Here is an 18,300-nt window from a genome sequence, read left to right as displayed (position 1 = left end):
ACCCGCTTCGGCGGGTTTTTTATTGCCTGGAGTTCAGATGCCGATCATTGATTACCCCGACTGGTTGCCGCTGGCGCAGAAAGCCAGCAAGAATATGACGCTGGATACCGGATTTCAGTCGGATCAACCGGCGGTCGGTCCGGCCATTTTTCAGCAGATGACGGACGACCTCAAAGTTACCTGGTCACTGACGTGGATATTCACGCTGACAGAGGAAAGAGCTTTTCAGCAGTGGCTGCGCAGCCCCAACTACCTCAATCGCGGCCTGAACTGGTTCCGCATGCGGGTGGATATCGGCGGTAGCGGTCCTCAGCTGCAGGAGCTTCACTTCACGCAGATGCCGGTACAGACCAGCATTGATGGCAGCGTGGTCAGATGGACTGGGACGGTAATCGCCAACCGCCTTAACAATCCTGATGACGACTTTGACGACATCATTGTTGAGCTGCCGCCGCCGTGGGATTCATGGCTGGATATTGTTGTGACCGGTTATCCTGATAATCGCGATCCGGAGTCATTACCGAGGGTTCCCTGATGCCATCATTTCGTGAATACCGGCAGCAACGGCCATCGCGGGCGCTGTATGACACACTGACCTTTTATCATCCGTCTTTTGGCTACGTCAGGCTGGTTGATAAACAGTTCTACGATAAGACGCTGGCCGGGGTGACATACCGACCGGCGCGCTTTGAAATAGAGGAAAGTCAGCAGAGCGGAATCCCGGTGATTGACGCAACCGTAAAGCTTGGCCGTGTCTCCACGGACGTGAAAACGCAGATGAAGAAGTGGCGCGGCGCCACCCGCCTGACGCCTATTGTGGCAACGCGGCAGGTATTTGACAGTGGAGACACCTCAGCGCCGATTAAATCGTGGACGCTGTACGTCAAAACGGTGGATATCGATGCGGAAAGTGCCTCCGTTACGTTGTCCGTTACCAACCCACTCAATAACAATGTTGGCCGCCTCTATGACCCGCGAGAATACACCGGACTGCAGTACCTCTGATTTTATTGCGCGCATGATCGGCGTGCCATGGGCGAACCGTGCCTGCACGTCTGATGCCGTGGACTGCTGGGGGCTGGTGGTTCTCTATTACCGGCATGTGCTGGGGGCTGAACTGCACCAGACGCCTGACTACGAATCCGGCGCAGACTTCTTTACCTGCTATCAGGGTGACGTGGTTTTCTGGCAGCAGGTGCCGCATCCTGCAGAGGGCGGGATATTCGTTGGCTACACCGGTGCGCAGCCGGCGCACGTCGGGCTTATCCTTGGACGTCAGGCGCTGCACTCTCGCGGCGAGAACGGCAGCGTCAGACAGGATTCTCTGATGTTGATTCAGCGGGCATTCACCAAAGTGGAGTATTTCGAATACGATCCAGACTGTGGTAAAATTAATCAGTCCGGCTAGGGTCGCTCCCGAAAACGCAGAACACAGACTGCGCGCCGGACACCATCATCTGTGAAACCTACTGTGAGGTTAAAATGAAAGAGTTAAGTCTAACATCCGAATTTCTTAACCAGTGCCTTATCTATTGCCCAGAAACCGGAATATTTAGGTGGAAAAAAAGGCCAGAAAATCATTTCAAAAACCTGCGTTCTGCCAATGCCTGGAACGCTCGTTATGCGGATAAAGTAGCTGGAGCCATTACCCATAGCGGATACATTGCTATAAGTCTGAACAACAAGCTCTTCTTTGCGCATCGCTTGGCTTGGTTCATGCATTATGGCGTTTGGCCTCAGCAACAAATCGACCATAAAAATAGAAATAAACAAGACAATTCGATTTTTAATCTAAGAGATATTTCTTCTTCTCACAATCTCTTTAATCGTGGGTTTCTTTCGAACAATAAGAGCGGTTGTAACGGTGTAAGTTACTGCAACAACACCAAAACATGGTGTTCTTACTTCGGCAAAAAAAGACTGGGAAGGTTTAAAACTGTCGAAGAAGCTATTCAGTCAAGAATCGATTACGAGAACAATACAAGGGTTGATGACTATGGCGCTGGTTGAGCTGCAGCGATTTCCCGGAACGCCGAAAGAGCGTTACAGGGTGCCTAATGGCACCTTTTTTTATGCCTGGCTGACAGATAATGACAGCGCACTGCATCGTGATCTGCTGATCGTCCGCAACGGCGTGAAGCTGGAGGAGGATGATGAGCTTGATTTTGAACTGACTGAACTCGATCACGTCCAGATATTCGACCAGCCTAAAGGCGTCGTAGGCGACATCCTCAGCCCGATATTCAAGGTGGTGGGGCAGGTATTTTCATTTCTGATGCCAAAGCCGTCCATTACCAATACCGGCGGCAATTCGGTTGATTCGCCGAACAACTCCCTCACTGGCCAGACCAACACTGCACGCGTTTATAAGGCCAAGCCGGACATCTACGGGCAGGTACGATCGTTCCCTGACCTGATTCAGGAGTCGGTGTTTGAGTATGTCACGCAGAATGTAAAAAGTGGCGGCCTGAAGTATGTCACCGAGTGGATGTGTATCGGCATCGGGAGCTATGACTACGACTCTGTGCGCTATTCAGAATCCAGTCTCGGATCGCTTGCCGGCGCGGAGTATCAGATTTACCAGCCGGGGCAGGTTATACCTGAGATTGTGGAGGGCTACGGCTTTGATGATGTGGACGGTCAGGAAGTTCCTGGTCAGAATGAGGCCAGTGACTTCCCGATCCAGTCAGCCACCGCAAAGACCATGGTCAGCGGCAGCTATTCCGGCGGCCAGATGGCGATTAAAATCGTCAAACAGGCGGAGTTCGACTACTTCAAAAATCTGGTTCTGCCGCATGCAGTGACATTTACCATCAACGTGACGTACAGCACCGCATCAGGAAACGTCACTACAGACGCGACCTACTCCGGAACGCTGATATCTGCAGTTGAAACAACAGACGGCGCTACAACGAATCCGGTTCGCTGGTACACGTTTACCTTCAGCCAGCTGGAAGGTCCACAGGACATTCCGGCCAGCGCCACAATCAACACGTCTAAATTCGTGCTCAATGACAATGAAGCACTGGTGGTGGGGCCGTTCTTCTCTCCGGTTGCATCAAGCCAGCTGTGGCTGCACACGCAGTCGAGCCTGGGCGGAAAGAAAGAGACCAACTGGAAGGTGGTGATCTGGAAGATTAATGATGACTACTCGCAGGTGCCTGGAACAACCCAGACTTTCACGTACAGGCAGCCCACACCTCACCAGTCAACCAGCGAGGTGTTTTACCGCACAGACAAGCTGACTCCAGCGGCAGGATTTGGAAAGTATGCCGTAAGCCTCCAGCGTACGGACAACTCCAGCGACGCTTCTATCCTGAAGGTGGAAGAGATTCATAGCATCAATGTGCGGCGTAACGTAGTGCATCCTGACGATACGCTGGTGCGGGTTAAAGTCAGGGCTACAGAAAATGCGCTGGGGAGCCGGGAGAGAAAATATAACCTGCTGGCCACGCGCAAAACCATCAGCTACAACCTCGACACACGGTCAGTTGATTACACGCTGCGCGCCTCCCGATCATTTGCTGACGCCGTCGCGCATCAGTGGCTAATTATCGGCGGACAGCCGGTCAGCAGCATTGACCTTTACGGGCTGTATGCCATCTCAGAGGTGTTACCGGATGCGCGCCTGGGATATTTCGATTACACGTTTGACGATGAAAATGACTCGCTTGGGGACCGCGTTCAGGCCATCTGTAATGCCGCAAGTGTCATCGCATTCATGGATGACAACGTACTGACGTTCACACGCGATCAGCGCGTGGCGAACCCGGCAGCCGTATTTAACCGTGCCAACATGAAAACGGATGAGTACAAAATAACGTATGAGGCCACGCTTCCCGGCGGCTATGACGGCGTGCAGGTCTCCTACGTACATCCGACCACGAACAATAAGACGTACATCAACTACCGCATACTGAACGGCGCCATCACTCAGCAAGAGGCAGAAAACCCGAACAAGATGGAAATTGTCGGGTTTCGCAATGAGTTTCAGGCCAGAGAGCGGGCGCTGCGTGAGACAAAGCGCCTGATGTACTCCCGCGCGCGGATGAACGCCAAAGTGTTTGAGGACGGTATTATTCAGGTGGGCAGTGTTATCCAGATGCCTGATATCTACGACAGCAACGAGCAGCAGGGGTATATAACCGGCCGCAGCGGCAATGCGTTCGACACCAGCGAGCCAGTAAATTTTACCGGGGATATGTTTGTGCTGATAACGGACAGTCTGGGGAACCCGACAAGACGCCATGCGGCCACTCCTCGCAGCGATACCCGCTATGGTTTTGTAGCCGCAATACCTGACATTCAGCTCAACATCTGGAACGGCGATACCGTCCAGTTACCGTCGCGATATCTGATAGCTACTGTAGCTGAAATGGACGCACAGCTCTGGACGGTTAATAGCATCAAACCTAATTCCGACAGCACTATATCCCTGACGTTAGCTGAATATAGCGAATCAGTCTACTCCTGACAGCCTCAGCCACCATTACGGCCAGCCTAAGCGCTGGCCTTTTTTCATGGAAAAAATATGACTACACAGCCAACAAAAAACCCAGTGCCAAGCGAGTTGCCTCGCGACCTGAAATATAATGCAGGCAAGATCGACGAATTCACAAACTCTTTGGCAATGCAGTATATCGATAGGTTCGGTCAGGCTCATTATACCATTGAGGGATTAAAGAGCCTTGTTTTGCAACAGATATATGATCTGGGCTGGGTTCCCGTTGGGACGTTCCAGGCTGGTGCTAAAATATTGGCGGCAGGCTCTGTTATTCAGGACTCTTCAACCGGAATCTGGTATAGGTGGGATGATCTGGCAACAATACCAAAAACCGTGCCACCATCATCGACACCGGAATCAACAGGTGGGGTAGGTGAAGGAAAATGGATAGCAGTTGATATAAGTGAAGTATTAAGGAAACAACTGTCAGAAAAAACAGGCGCAAACCTGGTTGGATTTTCACAGCTGGCATCATACCAGGCTGGCACGGTAGGTAATGAATTAAAATCAATCCGTGTCACCTCCAGTTCACTTGGACTTTCAACATCGAATTCGGATGCGGCAAGTAATGCAATTGTTTTGAATAATAAGCTACAACAACTATACACCGCAGGAGTTCGTGAGATATACATGGATGTAAGTTATCCGGTTGATCCCGGATATGACTATGATAATTACATCTATTCCAGAAGAGTTCTCCATCTTCCTGACTTTCGATTTTATGGCCCAGGTAAATTTAGCGGATTGCCAAGCGGCCTATACAATGTATCCGTAGAGGATAAGTTGTGCAGTGAGCCGGTACTGGTGAATGGCTCTAATATCCAGATAAGGAAGCAGCCGAAAACAAATATCAAAGTGGTATTTTTTGGTGACTCTATATCGCTTGATTGGGCAGACTCACTAACTTTAGGCATATGCCAGTCATCTGTTATAAAGGCAGAGCTTCAGGCTCAGAATCCCGGATATACATTTACCTTTGTAAACAGAGCTATTGGTGGCCAGACTTGGATCAATGCTAATACAAAGCCATCAGCTTTCCCGTCTTGGTATGCTGACACCAGCAAAAATTGGGTTGACTATATTAACGATGAATCTCCTGACATCATAGTAATGGCATTCGGCATGAATGATCATATGGGATTCAACATGGGGACTATGGCTTCAACAGTTAATAAGCTGAGAGCAGGATCGCCGTATGCACATTTTGTAATGTGTACCTGCATGGTTCCCTCCAGATCAAGCGCTTACAATAATGGAGTGTCGTTTGATGGCCTGGGGTTTCAGGAAGGAAGAAACTTCGCGGCAGGCGCAGAAAGAACATATGCTCAATTTACTAATATGTCAGTCTGGGACTTCAACCGATACTATGTGCAGTGTCGGGATGGTAAAGACCAGGTTGCGTGCGAGCTGCAAGAGATTTCCGCAACGCCAACCAACGGTGCTTACTCTGCGCCTCAGTGCGTAGACTTCGCATTTGAAGCACTTATATCAGGGTGGAACAAGACAACGCCAATTTATGTTAACTGTGGCGGTGATACTTCGGAGGATTTTATTTATGTCGGGTCTGACGGGTCTGGAAACTTCCAGGTATCAGCAAGAACTGAGTATATTGATACTTACTTCAGCTTAAATACGGGAATTGCCATACCAAATGGAAACTTCTGGCTTGTTATAACAGTGCTGAATAACGAATGCCATGTTTATATCGGCACTAACGCTTCAGCGCCTGTCAGAGACGGCACTCCAAACACATTACTTTCATCATTCAGGATGATAAGACATGGCGGGATTACCAACCCAAAAATAGGTACCGGCGGAACTCTATCTGGGAACGTGTCTCAGATTCGGGTAATGCTTGGATTGCCCACCCAGCGCAAAAAAACTATTACTGACAGAGAGATGTGGGGTGAAGGAGATAGCACACCTAACAGAAAGGCTCCCTATGGTGGTAATGGAATTAACCACCCAAGCGCTCAAGGTTTGGCACGCATTATTACACCGGTAATGCAGGCTCAGAATCTCAAGATAAATTTTTCAGACCTTTCCCTTAACGTACTAATGAAAGCAAATGTTTCTACCTACCTTACAGTGCCGTCAGCGAAATTGGTCAATGGCATTCTCTTCCTGAAAGGCGGAGTTATGGGATCTGGCGTTACCCAGGGGGCAACTATAGCCACGATAGACCGATGGAGTGGTTTCGGGCAAGCAGATTATCTGGTCGGTACGCTTGGGGTTGACTCAGGTTCAGCGTGGGGTGCGAGAGTTCTTAGGATTAAATCGAATGGCGACATAGTTTGCGAGGTAGGAGGAGGCGTGGCAGGCATTCTCTTTAACAATATATCTGTTGTTCTGGCTTAATCTGAACAGGGATGCCTGTTGCGCAAAAAAGCCCCGGCGACGGGGCAACCCTGTACCGCGCCGATCTGAGCGGGCAGCAGGGTGGGAGCCCAAACATTAACCATTCTCGCCGGCCGCACCAAATAAATACCTGTACTAGCCAGCAGGTTCGCAAAAGATATGCCTGAAGCGTCTTGATCAGATCCACCGATCAATACTACTGTATCTATATACAGTTATTATCAGAGGAGGATTTGACCATGCCACGCGAGTACCAGATCAAAGAAGCATTCATCAGCTCTATCAAGCGCACGCCATCAGGCCGCAGCACCGTTACAACCGCCGACTTTGTAGAGGAGCTGGAGCGCGTTAACTGGCACTTCACGCTCAAGCAAGCTAACGACTGGATACGGAGCCACACAACCACGTTCCGCGACGCCTCAACGCAGGAGGGCGAGAATATGACGTGGTTTCGGTTCAACCCTAACGGTGGCCTCTGATGGGATTCCCTTCACCGGCGCAGGACTACATAGAGCCGCGGCTCAGTCTCAACTCAGTATTCATCCCCAACCCGGCCACAACGTTTCGTGTCGATATCCCGGACGGCTTCCTGCTGGTTGATTCAGCTGCGAAGGTAAAGCCCGGCAACAGGATTGCGTATCAGTGGAACGGTTACTCCGGGCTGGGGAAGATGTACCGCAACAGCCTGGTCACGGAAGAGGGCGAGGTGATCGAAGGTGAGCCGCTGAACGATGTCATCGTGCTGGGGAAGGTGACGTGCGAGGTTCGGCACGTTTACGATAATAACTTCGGTTAAGTTAAAGCTAACCCTTAATGAGGTGATCCCAATGCGCATGGAGAACCCATTAAGGTAAAAAAGCACAAAAAACCCGGCTCTCGCCGGGCTTTTTCTTACGCTGCTTTCTGTTCGGTTAGTGCAGAGCGCTCAAGTAAGTTATTGATCAGCTTACGAAGCTGGATGGAATCAGCATGCATTTTAGCAAGATTAGACATGATATTGCTCCTGTTAGTGTGTGATACGAGCACGGGAACCACCCATGCCCCGAAATAAATTGCGCAAAATTCTACCACTGAGTTGGCGGAAGGTCATGATCTTTAATTCTGTTATGCGCCTCTAAGCACATGTCATGATCCAATTTTTCAACCGCAATCAGAAGAGATTCTGCAAAAACCAAACCTTGCTTGATGTTCATCACATTGATGCTTGCGTTAGCTGCATCCATATCTCGAGCGGTAGTAACCATATGCTCAAAATCTTTAGCAATCAGATCAATACCATCTTTCATTTTAGCAAAAATGTCTTTCAGGCCATCAAGGTCCGGGTTAGCTAATGTATACATGCCGTGCATGCCATGAGCTTCGAACAGCTGCTCTAACGATTTGAGAGCAAAACTTACTGATTCGATAATCTGGTCATACTGTTTTTTTTGAATGTCATTCATGTACGTTAGTCCATTGTGTGCAGAATTGTTTAACAAACTATATATCCACAAAATCGGCAAACAATGAACAATCTTTACTAAAAATTTTTCAAACCATCACAAAAGCAGGCATACCCGAGAATTTTTTGTCTACAAAACCATTATAGACGCTTTGATGGAAAATCAATCTACGCTTTTTTCTGATTTCATCAATATGCAAAACGTGCAAAATGTGAAAAAAGGCGGTTACACATACTTTGAGGTTTAAAGAAAAAATTTCAAGGATCACAGAGAAATTCAGTTCCTATAAAAGGAAAGAAACATCTATCAAAAGCCATAAAAAACATAAGCTTATGTTTAAACCTTACCTGTTAGTTTAGTGTTTCTTGCAATCAACATAGTCAGCCCACCACTGCATCATTTCCCGGCGCTTGTCGAGGTACTGGGCGTGGTTGTAGATGCCACGGATGTTGTTCCGGTCAACGTGCGCCAGCTGTCGCTCGATGGCATCATGCGGCCAGCCATGCTCATTAAGCACCGTACTGAACTGGTGGCGGAATCCGTGGCCGCTCGCCAGCCCTTCATAGCCTATCTGGCGGATCACAAGCAGAACAGCCGCGTCGCTGATCGACTTTGATTTATCGTTGCGCCCGGGGAAAACGAAGGAAGACATTGAGGTGATAGGCTTCAGGAACATTAGCAGCTCTTTCACCTGGCGGGACATCGGCACGATGTGGATTTTGCGGTTCTTCATTACCTCAGCCGCGATGGTGATCATGTCGTTTTCAAAATCGATGTCTGCCCATTGCATGCTACGCATTTCCTTTGTACGCATGGCGGTATACTGCAGAACCTGAGTGGCCACACGGGAAATAACACTGCCCGAATACGTGGCAAGCGCCGCGTTGAAAGCCGGTATCTGCTCGGCCGGCAGGAAAGGATAGTTCTGCTTTCTGTATCCCTTCATTGCATCAGCCAGGTCTGGCGCCGGGTTATATTTGGCGCGGCCGGTTACCACGGCGTACCTGAATACCTCACCGCAGCGGCGGCGCGCCTTGTTGGCTCGCTCCATAGCTCCACGCTCTTCAAACCTGCGCAGCACCTTGAGCAGCGTCATCGGCTCAACCTCATCCATCTGCAGCTTTCCCAGATAGGGGAGGATGTCAGCCTCAAACATGCGCTTGAGTTCCGTGGCGTAGCTTTCCGACCATACCTGACGCTTGTGCTTGTACCACTCCTCAAAAATTGTGGCGAACGAGTCCGGCTCTTTCTCTTTATGCTTCTTCTTAATTGCCGGGTTCACTCCGATCGCCAGATCGCGCTTTAGCTCAAACGCCATGTTTCGGGCATCAGCCGGACCAATTTCCGGATACTTGCCGATGGTGTGCACTTTCTCTTTGCCATCGAACTGATAGCGGACCTGCCAGACCTTTTTCCCGGATGCAGGCACATAAAGGAAGAGCCCGTTACCGTCAGCCACGCGATAGGGCTTTTCTTTGGGTTTAGCAGCGTCAATCTGCTTGATGGTGAGCATTGGGTAAAATCCGGATGGGTAAAATTGATTTACCCAGAATTTACCCAGGCAATTAACTGGCTGTCAACGAACTATGGCGAACGACAGCGAACGCATGATTAAGCGGATGCCTGAATATAAGGGAGTTTTGCGAACGGGTAAGGAGGGTGGCGAACTGCTATATGGCGTCCCCTGCAGGAATCGAACCTGCAACTAGCCCTTAGGAGGGGCTCGTTATATCCATTTAACTAAGGAGACATCCGGAAACGCAGTATACCCGTATGTCTCCCGGATGTTAACCGGGCGCGGCGTGATTGCTCATTCTGTCAGCAGCGCCGCGCCCGGAAGAGCGGTTACTCCGTCTGCTCTCCGGCAGCGTTCTTCGCTTCTGCTTTCTCACGGCGTTTGTGATCTGCCCGCGCCTTCGCTTTGGCCTCTTCGCTCATGTCGTTGCGGATCTGCGCATGGCTGATCAGGGCAAAAATCAGCGTGCCGCCGGTGATGTTACCGAGCAGCGTGGGCAGCGCAAACGGCCAGAAAAACTCCTGCCACGGCACCGTTCCCGCAAAGACCAGATAGAGTACTTCGACCGAGCCGACCACGATATGCGCCAGATCGCCCAGCGCCACCAGCCACGTCATCATAATGATGATCAGCAGTTTGGCATTCTCCGCATGCGGGATCATCCAGACCATAGTGGCGATGATCCAGCCGGAGATCACGGCATTAGCGAACATCTCGCCCGGCGAATTTTCCATCACCTTTTCACTGATGGCCGTAAACGCCTGGCGCGTCGCCTCATCAAAAATGGGCATGTAGTTAAAGGCCAGCGCCGCCAGCCCGGTACCAATCAGATTGCCCAGCAGCACCAGCCCCCACAGGCGCAGCAGCAGCATAAAATTGCTGCCGGTGGGCTTATGCATGACCGGCAGGACCGCCGTCACGGTGTTCTCGGTAAACAGCTGCTGCCGCGCGAGGATCACAATCACAAAGCCAAAGGTGTAGCCGAGGTTCTCCAGCAGAAAGGCGCCGGGGACCCCTTCAAGGTGAACCTGAAAAATCCCTTTCGCCATCAGCGAAGCGCCCATTGAGAGGCCTGCGGCGATGGCTGACCACAGCAGCGCCATGCCGTCACGCTCTAGCTCTTTCTCCCCGTCCTGCCGTATCTCTTCATGAATCGCCGCTGCCCGCGAGGGCAGGGCCTCTTCATCAACTTCAATCTCAGTGCCTTGCTCTTTTTCTTCGCTGTCTACGTCATTGTCGTGTTCAGCATTTGATGGCGATGGCTTCATGTTTGCTCCTGGTGATAGTGCCAATGCGTAATAAGCGTAGACGGTTTTAGCAAGCCTGAAATGTTACGAAGAATTTCTTTAAGCGTAACAAAATTTTAACCGCGCGGCTTTTTTATACAGTTTTCGGATCTGAAGGCGTGAAACAGCGGTGCGCAGCGAAATGAGAGCACGGTCACACTCTTCGGCGCACTGCAACAGTGTGGTATTATCGCCGCCTCATTTTTTGCGGTGATGCGCCCCTCTATGTTCGAAGTCATTAATCTCTCATGCGTTCGCGATGAGCGAATGCTGTTCCATGGGCTGAGCTTCCATGTCCGGCCGGGTGACCTCGTGCAGATAGAAGGGCCGAACGGCGCCGGTAAAACTTCACTGCTGCGTCTGCTGGCCGGGCTTAGCCGGGCAGAAGAGGGCGAAGTGCGCTGGCAGGGCGAAACGCTGCAGCGTCAGCGTGAAATATGGCAACAAAACCTGCTTTATCTTGGCCATCAGCCTGGCGTAAAAGCGGTACTCTCTCCGCTGGAAAATCTGCGTTTCTGGCACGGCGACAGCAGCCAGACGGCGCTGTATGCGGCGCTGGAGCAGGTCAGCCTGACCGGCTATGAAGAGGTACCGGTGGCGCAGCTCTCTGCGGGTCAGCAGCGGCGCGTCGCGCTGGCGCGCCTCTGGCTCAGCTCAGCCCGACTGTGGATCCTGGATGAACCGCTGACCGCCATTGATAAAGCCGGTGTGGAAGCACTCATGGCGCGTTTTAACCAGCACGCCAGCCAGGGCGGGGCGGTGATCCTCACCACGCATCAGGAACTGCCCGCCGCCGCGCTGCGTAAAATACGCCTGAGCGGGGAGTGGCAATAATGCTGCTGCGTATTCTCCGGCGTGAACTGAAAATTGCGTTTCGCAGCGGGGCTGAAGTGATCAACCCGCTGTGGTTCTTTCTGATTGTCATTACGCTGTTTCCGCTCGGCATCGGTCCGGAGCCGCAGCAGCTGGCGCGCATTGCGCCCGGCGTGGTCTGGGTCGCCGCTCTGCTGGCTTCGCTGCTGGCGCTGGAGCGCCTGTTCCGTGACGATTTCCTTGATGGATCGCTGGAGCAGCTGCTGCTGTTGCCGGCGCCGCTGCCGGTCACGGTGCTGGGTAAAGTGATTGCTCACTGGCTGGTCACCGGCCTGCCGCTGATCCTGCTGTCGCCGCTGGCGGCACTGCTGCTGTCGCTGGATATGGCCGGCTGGCGCGCGCTGGCGCTGACGCTGCTGCTGGGTACGCCGACGCTGAGCTTTCTTGGTGCTATCGGCACCGGCCTGACAACGGGATTGCGGCGTGGCGGCGTGCTGCTCAGCCTGCTGGTGCTGCCGCTGACCATTCCGGTTCTGATTTTTGCCAGTGCGGCTATCGACGCCGCCGGGCAGGGGCTGCCAGTTGGCGGCTATCTGGCGGTTCTGGGCGCGATGCTGGCGGTAAGTGCGACGCTGTCGCCGTTTGCCACCGCTGCAGCGCTGCGGATCAGCCTGCAGTAGCGCGCTTCCTCAGAGAAGCCGTTCCCTCTTTATTATTAGTGTGAGCAATGCAAATGTGGAAATGGATACATCAGTGGGCAAGGCCGGAACGCCTTTACCAGCTATGCGGGCGACTTATTCCCGGCATGGCGATTGCCGCAGCCGGCGCGCTGCTGCTTGGCTGGGGATGGGGATTTGGCTTCGCCCCGGCTGATTACCAGCAGGGCAATAGCTTCCGGATTATGTACCTGCACGTGCCCGCTGCCATGTGGTCAATGGGGATCTACGCCGCCATGGCGATTGCCGCCTTTACCGGTCTGGTGTGGCAGCTGAAGATGGCTGACCTGGCCGCCGCCGCGATGGCGCCGGTGGGAGCCGCCTTTACCTTTATTGCGCTGATTACCGGCTCCGCATGGGGCAAACCGATGTGGGGAACCTGGTGGATCTGGGATGCGCGCCTCACCTCAGAGCTGGTGCTGCTGTTCCTTTATATGGGCGCGATGGCGCTCTGGCTCGCCTTTGACGATCGCCGCACGGCGGGACGCGCCGCCGGTATCCTGATCCTCGTCGGCGTGGTGAACCTGCCGATTATTCATTTTTCTGTGCAGTGGTGGAACACGCTGCATCAGGGCTCATCCGGTCTGCTGCAGCAGGCAATCGATCCCTCTATGCGCACGCCGCTGCGCTGGTCGATTCTCGGCTATCTGCTGCTGTTTATCACGCTGACGCTGATGCGGCTGCGTAACCTGATTTTACTGACCGAACGGCATCGTCCGTGGGCTATCGCGCTGGCACAGCAGGGAGCAAAAGCATGAGTCCGGCCTTCACCTCATGGAGTGAATTCTTTGCTATGGGCGGCTACGCCTTTTTTGTCTGGCTGTCGGTTGCCTGCACCCTGATCCCGCTACTGGGCCTGGTGCTGCATACGCTGCTGCAGCGGCGGCGTCTGCTGGCGGAGATCCGTCAGCGTCAGGCGCGGGAGCAGCGTGTGCGTGCGGCACAGACTAAACAGCGCGCGCGCGCTGCCGGGGAGGCAGGATGAATCTCCGTCGTCGCAACCGTCTTTTGGTGGTGCTGGCTATTCTTACCGGCCTTGGCCTGGCGACCGCGCTGGTGATGTATGCTCTGCGCTCAAACATCGATCTGTTCTATACGCCGGGCGAGATTATCAACGGCAAAGGCGACGCGCAGCTGAAGCCGGAAGCGGGGCAGCGTCTGCGCGTGGGTGGCATGGTGATGCCAGGCAGCGTGAGGCGCGATCCGCAGTCGCTGGCGGTAACCTTCAGCCTGTATGACGCCAGAGGCGTGGTCAGCGTCAGCTATAACGGCATCCTGCCCGATCTCTTCCGCGAAGGGCAGGGGGTAGTGGCGCAGGGCGTACTGCAGGCGGGTAATGTTATCAGCGCCCGGGAAGTGCTGGCTAAGCACGACGAAAAATACACGCCGCCGGAAATTCAGGATGCAATGAATACCAATCATACCCGCGCCGCAGTGCGCTATCAGCCGGCGGGTAATCAGCCATGATGCCGGAAATCGGAACTTTTCTGCTCTGTCTGGCGCTGGGCCTGGCGCTGCTGCTGAGTATTTACCCGCTATGGGGCGCCGCGCGTCAGGATGCGCGGCTAATGACGCTCGCGCGACCGCTGACCTGGGGCATGTTTTTAGCCATTGCCGCCGCCTTTATGGTGCTGGTGCACGCATTTGTGGTGAACGATTTCACCGTTGCATACGTTGCGACAAATTCAAATACGCTGCTGCCGGTCTATTACCGCGTTGCCGCGACCTGGGGTGCGCATGAAGGATCGCTGCTGCTGTGGGTACTGCTGCTCAGCAGCTGGTCGCTGGCGGTGGCAATTTTCAGCCGCGAGATGCCGCGCGATGCGCTGGCGCGCGTGCTGGCGGTAATGGGGATGATCAACGCCGGCTTTCTGCTGTTTATCCTGCTGACCTCCAACCCGTTTGCCCGCACGCTGCCTGATTTCCCCATCGACGGCGGCGATCTTAACCCGATGCTGCAGGATATCGGCCTGATCTTCCATCCGCCGCTGCTCTATATGGGCTATGTCGGTTTTTCGGTCGCCTTTGCCTTTGCCATCGCCTCGCTGATGACCGGACGGCTGGATACCGCCTGGGCGCGCTGGTCGCGCCCCTGGACCACCGCCGCATGGGTGTTTCTGACCATCGGTATCGTGCTGGGATCGGCGTGGGCCTATTATGAGCTGGGCTGGGGCGGCTGGTGGTTCTGGGACCCGGTGGAAAACGCCTCGTTTATGCCGTGGCTGGCCGGAACCGCGCTGATGCACTCGCTGGCGGTAACGGAAAAGCGCGGCAGCTTCAAAGCCTGGACCGTGCTGCTGGCGATCGCGACGTTTTCGCTCAGCCTGCTCGGCACCTTTCTGGTGCGCTCCGGCGTGCTGGTCTCGGTGCACGCCTTTGCCTCCGATCCGGCGCGCGGGATGTTTATTCTCGCTTTTCTGATCATCGTGATTGGCAGCTCGCTGCTGCTCTATGCGCTGCGCGGCGGGCAGGTACGCAGCCGCGTGCAGAGTGAAATCTGGTCGCGGGAATCGTTTCTGCTGGGCAATAACGTGCTGCTGATTGCGGCAATGCTGGTGGTCCTGCTCGGTACGCTGCTGCCGCTGGTGCACAAGCAGCTGGGGCTGGGCAGTATCTCAGTGGGAGAACCTTTCTTTAATACGCTGTTCAGCTGGCTGATGGCGCCGTTTGCGCTGCTGCTCGGTATTGGTCCGCTGGTGCGCTGGCGGCGTGATGAGCCGCAAAAGCTGTGGAAGCGGCTGAGTGCCGGGCTGGTGGTTACCCTGCTGCTCTCTGTTCTGCTGCCGTGGCTGCTGGAAGATCGCATTGAAGCGATGACGGTAACCGGGCTGCTGATGGCGATCTGGGTCACGCTGCTGACGCTGATGGAGCTGCATGAGCGCGCGACTCACCGGCATAGCCTGCTGAAAGGGCTGTGGCATCTGTCGCGCAGCCACTGGGGCATGGTGCTGGGGCATCTGGGCGTAGCGGTAACGGTAGTAGGCATCGCGTTCAGCACCCAGTACAGCGTTGAGCGCGATGTGCGCATGAAGGCGGGCGACAGCATCGATATTCATCGCTATCACTTTGTGTTCCGCGACGTGCATAACCTGCAGGGGCCTAACTACAGCGGCGGCGTGGCGATCATCGATGTCACCCGCGATGGCAAACCGGAAGCGGTACTGCGGGCGGAAAAACGCTTTTATACCGCTGCCCGCACCATGATGACCGAAGCGGCGATCAGCGGCGGATTTACCCGCGATCTCTATGCCGCACTCGGCGAGGAGCTGGATAACGGCGCCTGGGCCGTACGCCTCTACTACAAACCCTTTGTCCGCTGGATCTGGTTTGGCGGCCTGTTTATGGCGGCAGGCGGCCTGCTCTGCCTGCTGGATCCGCGTTATCGCGCGCGGAAAAAAGTTGCGCGTGAGGAGCGGGCATGAGCAAAAAAATTCTCTTTATTCCCCTGGCGCTGTTTCTGCTGCTGGCGGCAGCGCTGCTGTGGCAGCTGTCGCGTAATGCACAGGGTGACGATCCCTCCCGGCTTGAGTCAGCCCTGACGGGCAAACCGGTGCCACAGTTCAGACTGGAAGCGCTGGATCAGCCAGGCAAAATCTACAGCCAGCAGATCCTTACCGATGGTCAGCCGCTGCTGCTCAACGTCTGGGCAACCTGGTGTCCGACCTGCCGCGCTGAGCATCACTATCTGAACCGGCTGGCGGAGCAGGGCGTGCGTGTGGTTGGCCTCAACTATAAAGATGACCGTACGAAAGCGATAAACTGGCTTAATACGCTGGGCAACCCTTACGCGCTGAGCCTCTACGACGGCAGCGGCATGCTGGGGCTTGACCTCGGTGTCTACGGTGCGCCGGAAACCTTTCTCATTGATGGCCACGGCATCATTCGTTATCGCCACGCCGGTGATATGAACGAGCGCGTCTGGAATGAAGAAGTTAAACCGCTGTGGGAAAAATATAGCCGGGAGGCGGGGGCATGAGCAGGCTGCTTATTGCGCTGACGGCGCTGCTGCTTACGCTCAGCGTCCGGGCCACCACCACAGATAGCCTGCAGTTTACCTCGCTGCAGCAGGAGGATCAGTACCGGGCGATCACCGCCTCACTGCGCTGCCCGAAATGCCAGAACAACAGCATTGCAGATTCAAACGCCATGATTGCCGCTGACATGCGCCTGAAAGTCTATGAGCTGATGCAGCAGGGCAAGAGCCGGCAGCAGATAGTGGATTACATGGTGGCGCGCTACGGTCACTTTGTCACTTACGATCCGCCGCTGACGCCCGCGACGCTGATTTTATGGGCCGGTCCGGCGCTGTTTGTGCTGCTGGGCGGCGGGGTGATCCTGCTGCGTAACCGCCGCGCGCGTGAAACGACTGAACTGAATGACGATGAACAACAGCGCCTGGCGGCGATTCTGGAACGTAACGGGAAGCCGTAATGATTGTATTTTGCATGACTCTGATCGTTTTACTGGCGGCTGCGGTAGCGCTGTTTCTGGCTGCGGGATGGCACCAGCGTGAATACCATGCTGACGAACGCGACCGTCTTAACACCGCCTTTTACCAGCAGCGCCTGCGCGAGCTGCAGCGTGATGAAACGGAAGGCGTGGTAGCCAACCGGGCGGAGATGGAGCGCGATCTGCAGCAGATGCTGCTGACTGACGTCACTGACGGGCAGCACGTCCCGGGGCGGCAGAGCAGCCGCTGGGTACTGCTGCCGGGGGTCGTGCTGCTGCTGCTGGTATCGACCGGGGTCTATCTGCAAACCGGCGGCTACGCTCAGCTGGCCGGCTGGATCGCCGTTCAGCGTGACTATCCGGCGCTGCGCGCCCGCGTAATGGATCCGGATGCGCAGCCGCTGACGATGGAGGAGCTGGCGCGCCTGCAGCTGGGACTGCGCACGGCGCTGCAGCAGACACCCGGCAGCGCCGATGAGTGGGCGATGCTGGGGCGGCTTGGTATGGTGCTGAACAATGCTACCGCTGCCGGACAGGCGTTTGAGCGCGCGCTGCAGCGTGCGCCTGACAGCCTGGAGCTGCAGCAGGATTACGCCGAAGTCCTGACGCGTTCCGGCGATCCACAGGATAACCGGCAGGCGAGCGTGCTGCTGCATGCGCTGCTCAAGCGCGACAGCGCGAATCTGCGTACGCTTAGCCTGCTGGCGTTCAACGCATCCGGACAGCAGAACTATACTGAAGCGCTCGACGCGTGGCGCGCCATGCTGGCGTTGCTGCCTGCCGGCGATCCGCGCATAACGCTGATTCAGCGCAGCATTGAGCAGGCGAAAACCGCTGCCGGGCAGCAGGCGGTTGCGCTGAGCCTGACGGTCAAGCTGTCGCCGCCGGCAGAAAAAATGTTGCCGCCGGACGGAGTGTTGTATATTTCTGTATCTGACGGTGTTTCACCGGTGCCCGTGGCCGTTAAGCGCCTGCCGCTTAGCCACTTTCCGCTATCGCTTACGCTGGATGACAGCGACGCTATGATGCCCGATCGCCTGCTTTCGGCGCAGCATCAGGTTCAGGTCAGAGTGCGTATTGCCCGCGACGGCAGCGCAAATCCTCAGGCCGGGGACTGGTTCGGGCTCAGTGCTATTACCTCGTGGGAGGGTCACCAGCCGCTGACTGTTGAGATCAATCAGCAGCAGCCCTGAAGCGCTACATTTATCATCCGCAC

At 54.7% G+C, this 18,300-nt stretch carries 20 protein-coding genes and 1 tRNA gene; 17 read left to right on the top strand and 4 right to left on the bottom strand.

Annotated features, from left to right (window positions below; all coding sequences use genetic code 11):
- Nucleotides 1-37: 37 nt before the first annotated feature.
- The 8 genes from LAC65_RS10920 to LAC65_RS10885 all read left to right on the top strand — a co-directional run bounded on the left by LAC65_RS10920 (nucleotide 38) and on the right by LAC65_RS10885 (nucleotide 7,658).
- A complete protein-coding gene (locus tag LAC65_RS10920; protein WP_224144723.1) occupies nucleotides 38-535 on the top strand; it encodes a hypothetical protein in 498 nt (165 codons plus the stop codon).
- Entirely contained in the window at nucleotides 535-1,005 is a 471-nt protein-coding gene (locus LAC65_RS10915) for a hypothetical protein (protein WP_224144722.1), read from the top strand. The genes LAC65_RS10920 and LAC65_RS10915 overlap by 1 nt, the downstream gene beginning before the upstream one ends.
- Nucleotides 1,006-1,018: 13 nt before the next feature.
- The gene (locus tag LAC65_RS10910; protein WP_224144863.1) at nucleotides 1,019-1,408 is read left to right on the top strand and encodes an NlpC/P60 family protein; all 390 of its coding nucleotides are present in this window, start codon (nucleotides 1,019-1,021) and stop codon (nucleotides 1,406-1,408) included.
- Between the two features lie 74 nt (nucleotides 1,409-1,482).
- A complete protein-coding gene (locus LAC65_RS10905; protein ID WP_224144721.1) occupies nucleotides 1,483-2,010 on the top strand; it encodes an HNH endonuclease signature motif containing protein in 528 nt (175 codons plus the stop codon).
- Nucleotides 1,997-4,474, top strand: coding sequence for a host specificity factor TipJ family phage tail protein (locus LAC65_RS10900; RefSeq protein WP_224144720.1), 2,478 nt, complete (start codon nucleotides 1,997-1,999; stop codon nucleotides 4,472-4,474). Before LAC65_RS10905 ends, LAC65_RS10900 begins: the two co-directional genes overlap by 14 nt.
- Before the next feature lie 57 nt (nucleotides 4,475-4,531).
- Complete coding sequence (locus LAC65_RS10895) at nucleotides 4,532-6,862, top strand: SGNH/GDSL hydrolase family protein (RefSeq protein ID WP_224144719.1); 2,331 nt, start codon at nucleotides 4,532-4,534, stop codon at nucleotides 6,860-6,862.
- A 239-nt stretch (nucleotides 6,863-7,101) separates the two neighbouring features.
- Nucleotides 7,102-7,341 (top strand): DNA polymerase V, encoded by a 240-nt coding sequence (locus tag LAC65_RS10890; protein WP_224144718.1) that lies wholly within the window; start codon nucleotides 7,102-7,104, stop codon nucleotides 7,339-7,341.
- Complete coding sequence (locus LAC65_RS10885) at nucleotides 7,341-7,658, top strand: S24/S26 family peptidase (protein WP_224144717.1); 318 nt, start codon at nucleotides 7,341-7,343, stop codon at nucleotides 7,656-7,658. Before LAC65_RS10890 ends, LAC65_RS10885 begins: the two co-directional genes overlap by 1 nt.
- A gap of 268 nt (nucleotides 7,659-7,926) precedes the next feature.
- Here the strand turns inward: LAC65_RS10885 and LAC65_RS10880 are convergent, their stop codons facing one another.
- The 4 genes from LAC65_RS10880 to LAC65_RS10865 form a co-directional block, all read right to left on the bottom strand.
- Nucleotides 7,927-8,304 carry a hypothetical protein gene (locus tag LAC65_RS10880; RefSeq protein ID WP_224144716.1) on the bottom strand — a complete coding sequence of 126 codons (378 nt, stop codon included), beginning with the start codon at nucleotides 8,302-8,304 and terminating at the stop codon, nucleotides 7,927-7,929.
- Between the two features lie 355 nt (nucleotides 8,305-8,659).
- A complete protein-coding gene (locus tag LAC65_RS10875) occupies nucleotides 8,660-9,817 on the bottom strand; it encodes a tyrosine-type recombinase/integrase (protein WP_224144715.1) in 1,158 nt (385 codons plus the stop codon).
- 162 nt (nucleotides 9,818-9,979) lie between these two features.
- Nucleotides 9,980-10,054 (bottom strand) — tRNA-Arg (locus tag LAC65_RS10870).
- 95 nt (nucleotides 10,055-10,149) lie between these two features.
- On the bottom strand, nucleotides 10,150-11,088 hold the full coding sequence (locus LAC65_RS10865) for a formate/nitrite transporter family protein (protein WP_071668068.1): 939 nt from the start codon (nucleotides 11,086-11,088) through the stop codon (nucleotides 10,150-10,152).
- A gap of 243 nt (nucleotides 11,089-11,331) precedes the next feature.
- Here LAC65_RS10865 and ccmA point away from each other — a divergent pair, with 243 nt between their 5' ends.
- Genes ccmA through ccmI form a run of 9 tightly spaced genes read left to right on the top strand, consistent with a single transcriptional unit; the run spans nucleotide 11,332 to nucleotide 18,277 of the window.
- Nucleotides 11,332-11,940 carry a cytochrome c biogenesis heme-transporting ATPase CcmA gene (gene ccmA / locus LAC65_RS10860; protein WP_039379169.1) on the top strand — a complete coding sequence of 203 codons (609 nt, stop codon included), beginning with the start codon at nucleotides 11,332-11,334 and terminating at the stop codon, nucleotides 11,938-11,940.
- Nucleotides 11,940-12,599, top strand: a complete 660-nt coding sequence (ccmB, locus tag LAC65_RS10855) for a heme exporter protein CcmB (protein WP_039379167.1) — start codon at nucleotides 11,940-11,942, stop codon at nucleotides 12,597-12,599. The genes ccmA and ccmB overlap by 1 nt, the downstream gene beginning before the upstream one ends.
- Nucleotides 12,600-12,652: 53 nt before the next feature.
- Nucleotides 12,653-13,393, top strand: coding sequence for a heme ABC transporter permease (locus LAC65_RS10850; RefSeq protein WP_039379166.1), 741 nt, complete (start codon nucleotides 12,653-12,655; stop codon nucleotides 13,391-13,393).
- Nucleotides 13,390-13,620, top strand: a complete 231-nt coding sequence (ccmD, locus tag LAC65_RS10845) for a heme exporter protein CcmD (protein ID WP_039379165.1) — start codon at nucleotides 13,390-13,392, stop codon at nucleotides 13,618-13,620. The genes LAC65_RS10850 and ccmD overlap by 4 nt, the downstream gene beginning before the upstream one ends.
- On the top strand, nucleotides 13,617-14,102 hold the full coding sequence (gene ccmE, locus LAC65_RS10840; RefSeq protein ID WP_039379164.1) for a cytochrome c maturation protein CcmE: 486 nt from the start codon (nucleotides 13,617-13,619) through the stop codon (nucleotides 14,100-14,102). The genes ccmD and ccmE overlap by 4 nt, the downstream gene beginning before the upstream one ends.
- Nucleotides 14,099-16,057 (top strand): heme lyase CcmF/NrfE family subunit, encoded by a 1,959-nt coding sequence (locus tag LAC65_RS10835; protein ID WP_039379162.1) that lies wholly within the window; start codon nucleotides 14,099-14,101, stop codon nucleotides 16,055-16,057. The genes ccmE and LAC65_RS10835 overlap by 4 nt, the downstream gene beginning before the upstream one ends.
- Nucleotides 16,054-16,611 (top strand): DsbE family thiol:disulfide interchange protein, encoded by a 558-nt coding sequence (locus tag LAC65_RS10830; RefSeq protein ID WP_039379161.1) that lies wholly within the window; start codon nucleotides 16,054-16,056, stop codon nucleotides 16,609-16,611. Before LAC65_RS10835 ends, LAC65_RS10830 begins: the two co-directional genes overlap by 4 nt.
- A complete protein-coding gene (locus tag LAC65_RS10825) occupies nucleotides 16,608-17,066 on the top strand; it encodes a cytochrome c-type biogenesis protein (protein WP_039379160.1) in 459 nt (152 codons plus the stop codon). Before LAC65_RS10830 ends, LAC65_RS10825 begins: the two co-directional genes overlap by 4 nt.
- Nucleotides 17,066-18,277 carry a c-type cytochrome biogenesis protein CcmI gene (gene ccmI, locus LAC65_RS10820; RefSeq protein WP_039379157.1) on the top strand — a complete coding sequence of 404 codons (1,212 nt, stop codon included), beginning with the start codon at nucleotides 17,066-17,068 and terminating at the stop codon, nucleotides 18,275-18,277. The genes LAC65_RS10825 and ccmI overlap by 1 nt, the downstream gene beginning before the upstream one ends.
- Nucleotides 18,278-18,300: the final 23 nt, after the last annotated feature.

Origin of the sequence: Pantoea eucrina, from assembly GCF_020079945.1 — a bacterium.
In the GTDB taxonomy this organism is placed as follows: Bacteria; Pseudomonadota; Gammaproteobacteria; order Enterobacterales; family Enterobacteriaceae; genus Pantoea; species Pantoea eucrina.
This window is presented reverse-complemented; position numbering and strand designations above follow the sequence as displayed.

What these genes read in the sequence shown, in the direction of transcription:
- LAC65_RS10835 (WP_039379162.1), top strand. Translation starts at nt 14,099, where the DNA reads ATGATGCCGGAAATCGGAACTTTTCTGCTCTGTCTGGCGCTGGGCCTG.
- LAC65_RS10875 (WP_224144715.1), bottom strand. Translation starts at nt 9,817, where the DNA reads ATGCTCACCATCAAGCAGATTGACGCTGCTAAACCCAAAGAAAAGCCC.
- LAC65_RS10880 (WP_224144716.1), bottom strand. Translation starts at nt 8,304, where the DNA reads ATGAATGACATTCAAAAAAAACAGTATGACCAGATTATCGAATCAGTA.
- LAC65_RS10865 (WP_071668068.1), bottom strand. Translation starts at nt 11,088, where the DNA reads ATGAAGCCATCGCCATCAAATGCTGAACACGACAATGACGTAGACAGC.
- LAC65_RS10890 (WP_224144718.1), top strand. Translation starts at nt 7,102, where the DNA reads ATGCCACGCGAGTACCAGATCAAAGAAGCATTCATCAGCTCTATCAAG.
- LAC65_RS10895 (WP_224144719.1), top strand. Translation starts at nt 4,532, where the DNA reads ATGACTACACAGCCAACAAAAAACCCAGTGCCAAGCGAGTTGCCTCGC.
- LAC65_RS10825 (WP_039379160.1), top strand. Translation starts at nt 16,608, where the DNA reads ATGAGCAGGCTGCTTATTGCGCTGACGGCGCTGCTGCTTACGCTCAGC.
- LAC65_RS10920 (WP_224144723.1), top strand. Translation starts at nt 38, where the DNA reads ATGCCGATCATTGATTACCCCGACTGGTTGCCGCTGGCGCAGAAAGCC.
- LAC65_RS10905 (WP_224144721.1), top strand. Translation starts at nt 1,483, where the DNA reads ATGAAAGAGTTAAGTCTAACATCCGAATTTCTTAACCAGTGCCTTATC.
- LAC65_RS10900 (WP_224144720.1), top strand. Translation starts at nt 1,997, where the DNA reads ATGGCGCTGGTTGAGCTGCAGCGATTTCCCGGAACGCCGAAAGAGCGT.
- LAC65_RS10915 (WP_224144722.1), top strand. Translation starts at nt 535, where the DNA reads ATGCCATCATTTCGTGAATACCGGCAGCAACGGCCATCGCGGGCGCTG.
- ccmB (WP_039379167.1), top strand. Translation starts at nt 11,940, where the DNA reads ATGCTGCTGCGTATTCTCCGGCGTGAACTGAAAATTGCGTTTCGCAGC.
- ccmE (WP_039379164.1), top strand. Translation starts at nt 13,617, where the DNA reads ATGAATCTCCGTCGTCGCAACCGTCTTTTGGTGGTGCTGGCTATTCTT.
- LAC65_RS10885 (WP_224144717.1), top strand. Translation starts at nt 7,341, where the DNA reads ATGGGATTCCCTTCACCGGCGCAGGACTACATAGAGCCGCGGCTCAGT.
- ccmA (WP_039379169.1), top strand. Translation starts at nt 11,332, where the DNA reads ATGTTCGAAGTCATTAATCTCTCATGCGTTCGCGATGAGCGAATGCTG.
- LAC65_RS10850 (WP_039379166.1), top strand. Translation starts at nt 12,653, where the DNA reads ATGTGGAAATGGATACATCAGTGGGCAAGGCCGGAACGCCTTTACCAG.
- LAC65_RS10910 (WP_224144863.1), top strand. Translation starts at nt 1,019, where the DNA reads ATGATCGGCGTGCCATGGGCGAACCGTGCCTGCACGTCTGATGCCGTG.
- ccmD (WP_039379165.1), top strand. Translation starts at nt 13,390, where the DNA reads ATGAGTCCGGCCTTCACCTCATGGAGTGAATTCTTTGCTATGGGCGGC.
- LAC65_RS10830 (WP_039379161.1), top strand. Translation starts at nt 16,054, where the DNA reads ATGAGCAAAAAAATTCTCTTTATTCCCCTGGCGCTGTTTCTGCTGCTG.
- ccmI (WP_039379157.1), top strand. Translation starts at nt 17,066, where the DNA reads ATGATTGTATTTTGCATGACTCTGATCGTTTTACTGGCGGCTGCGGTA.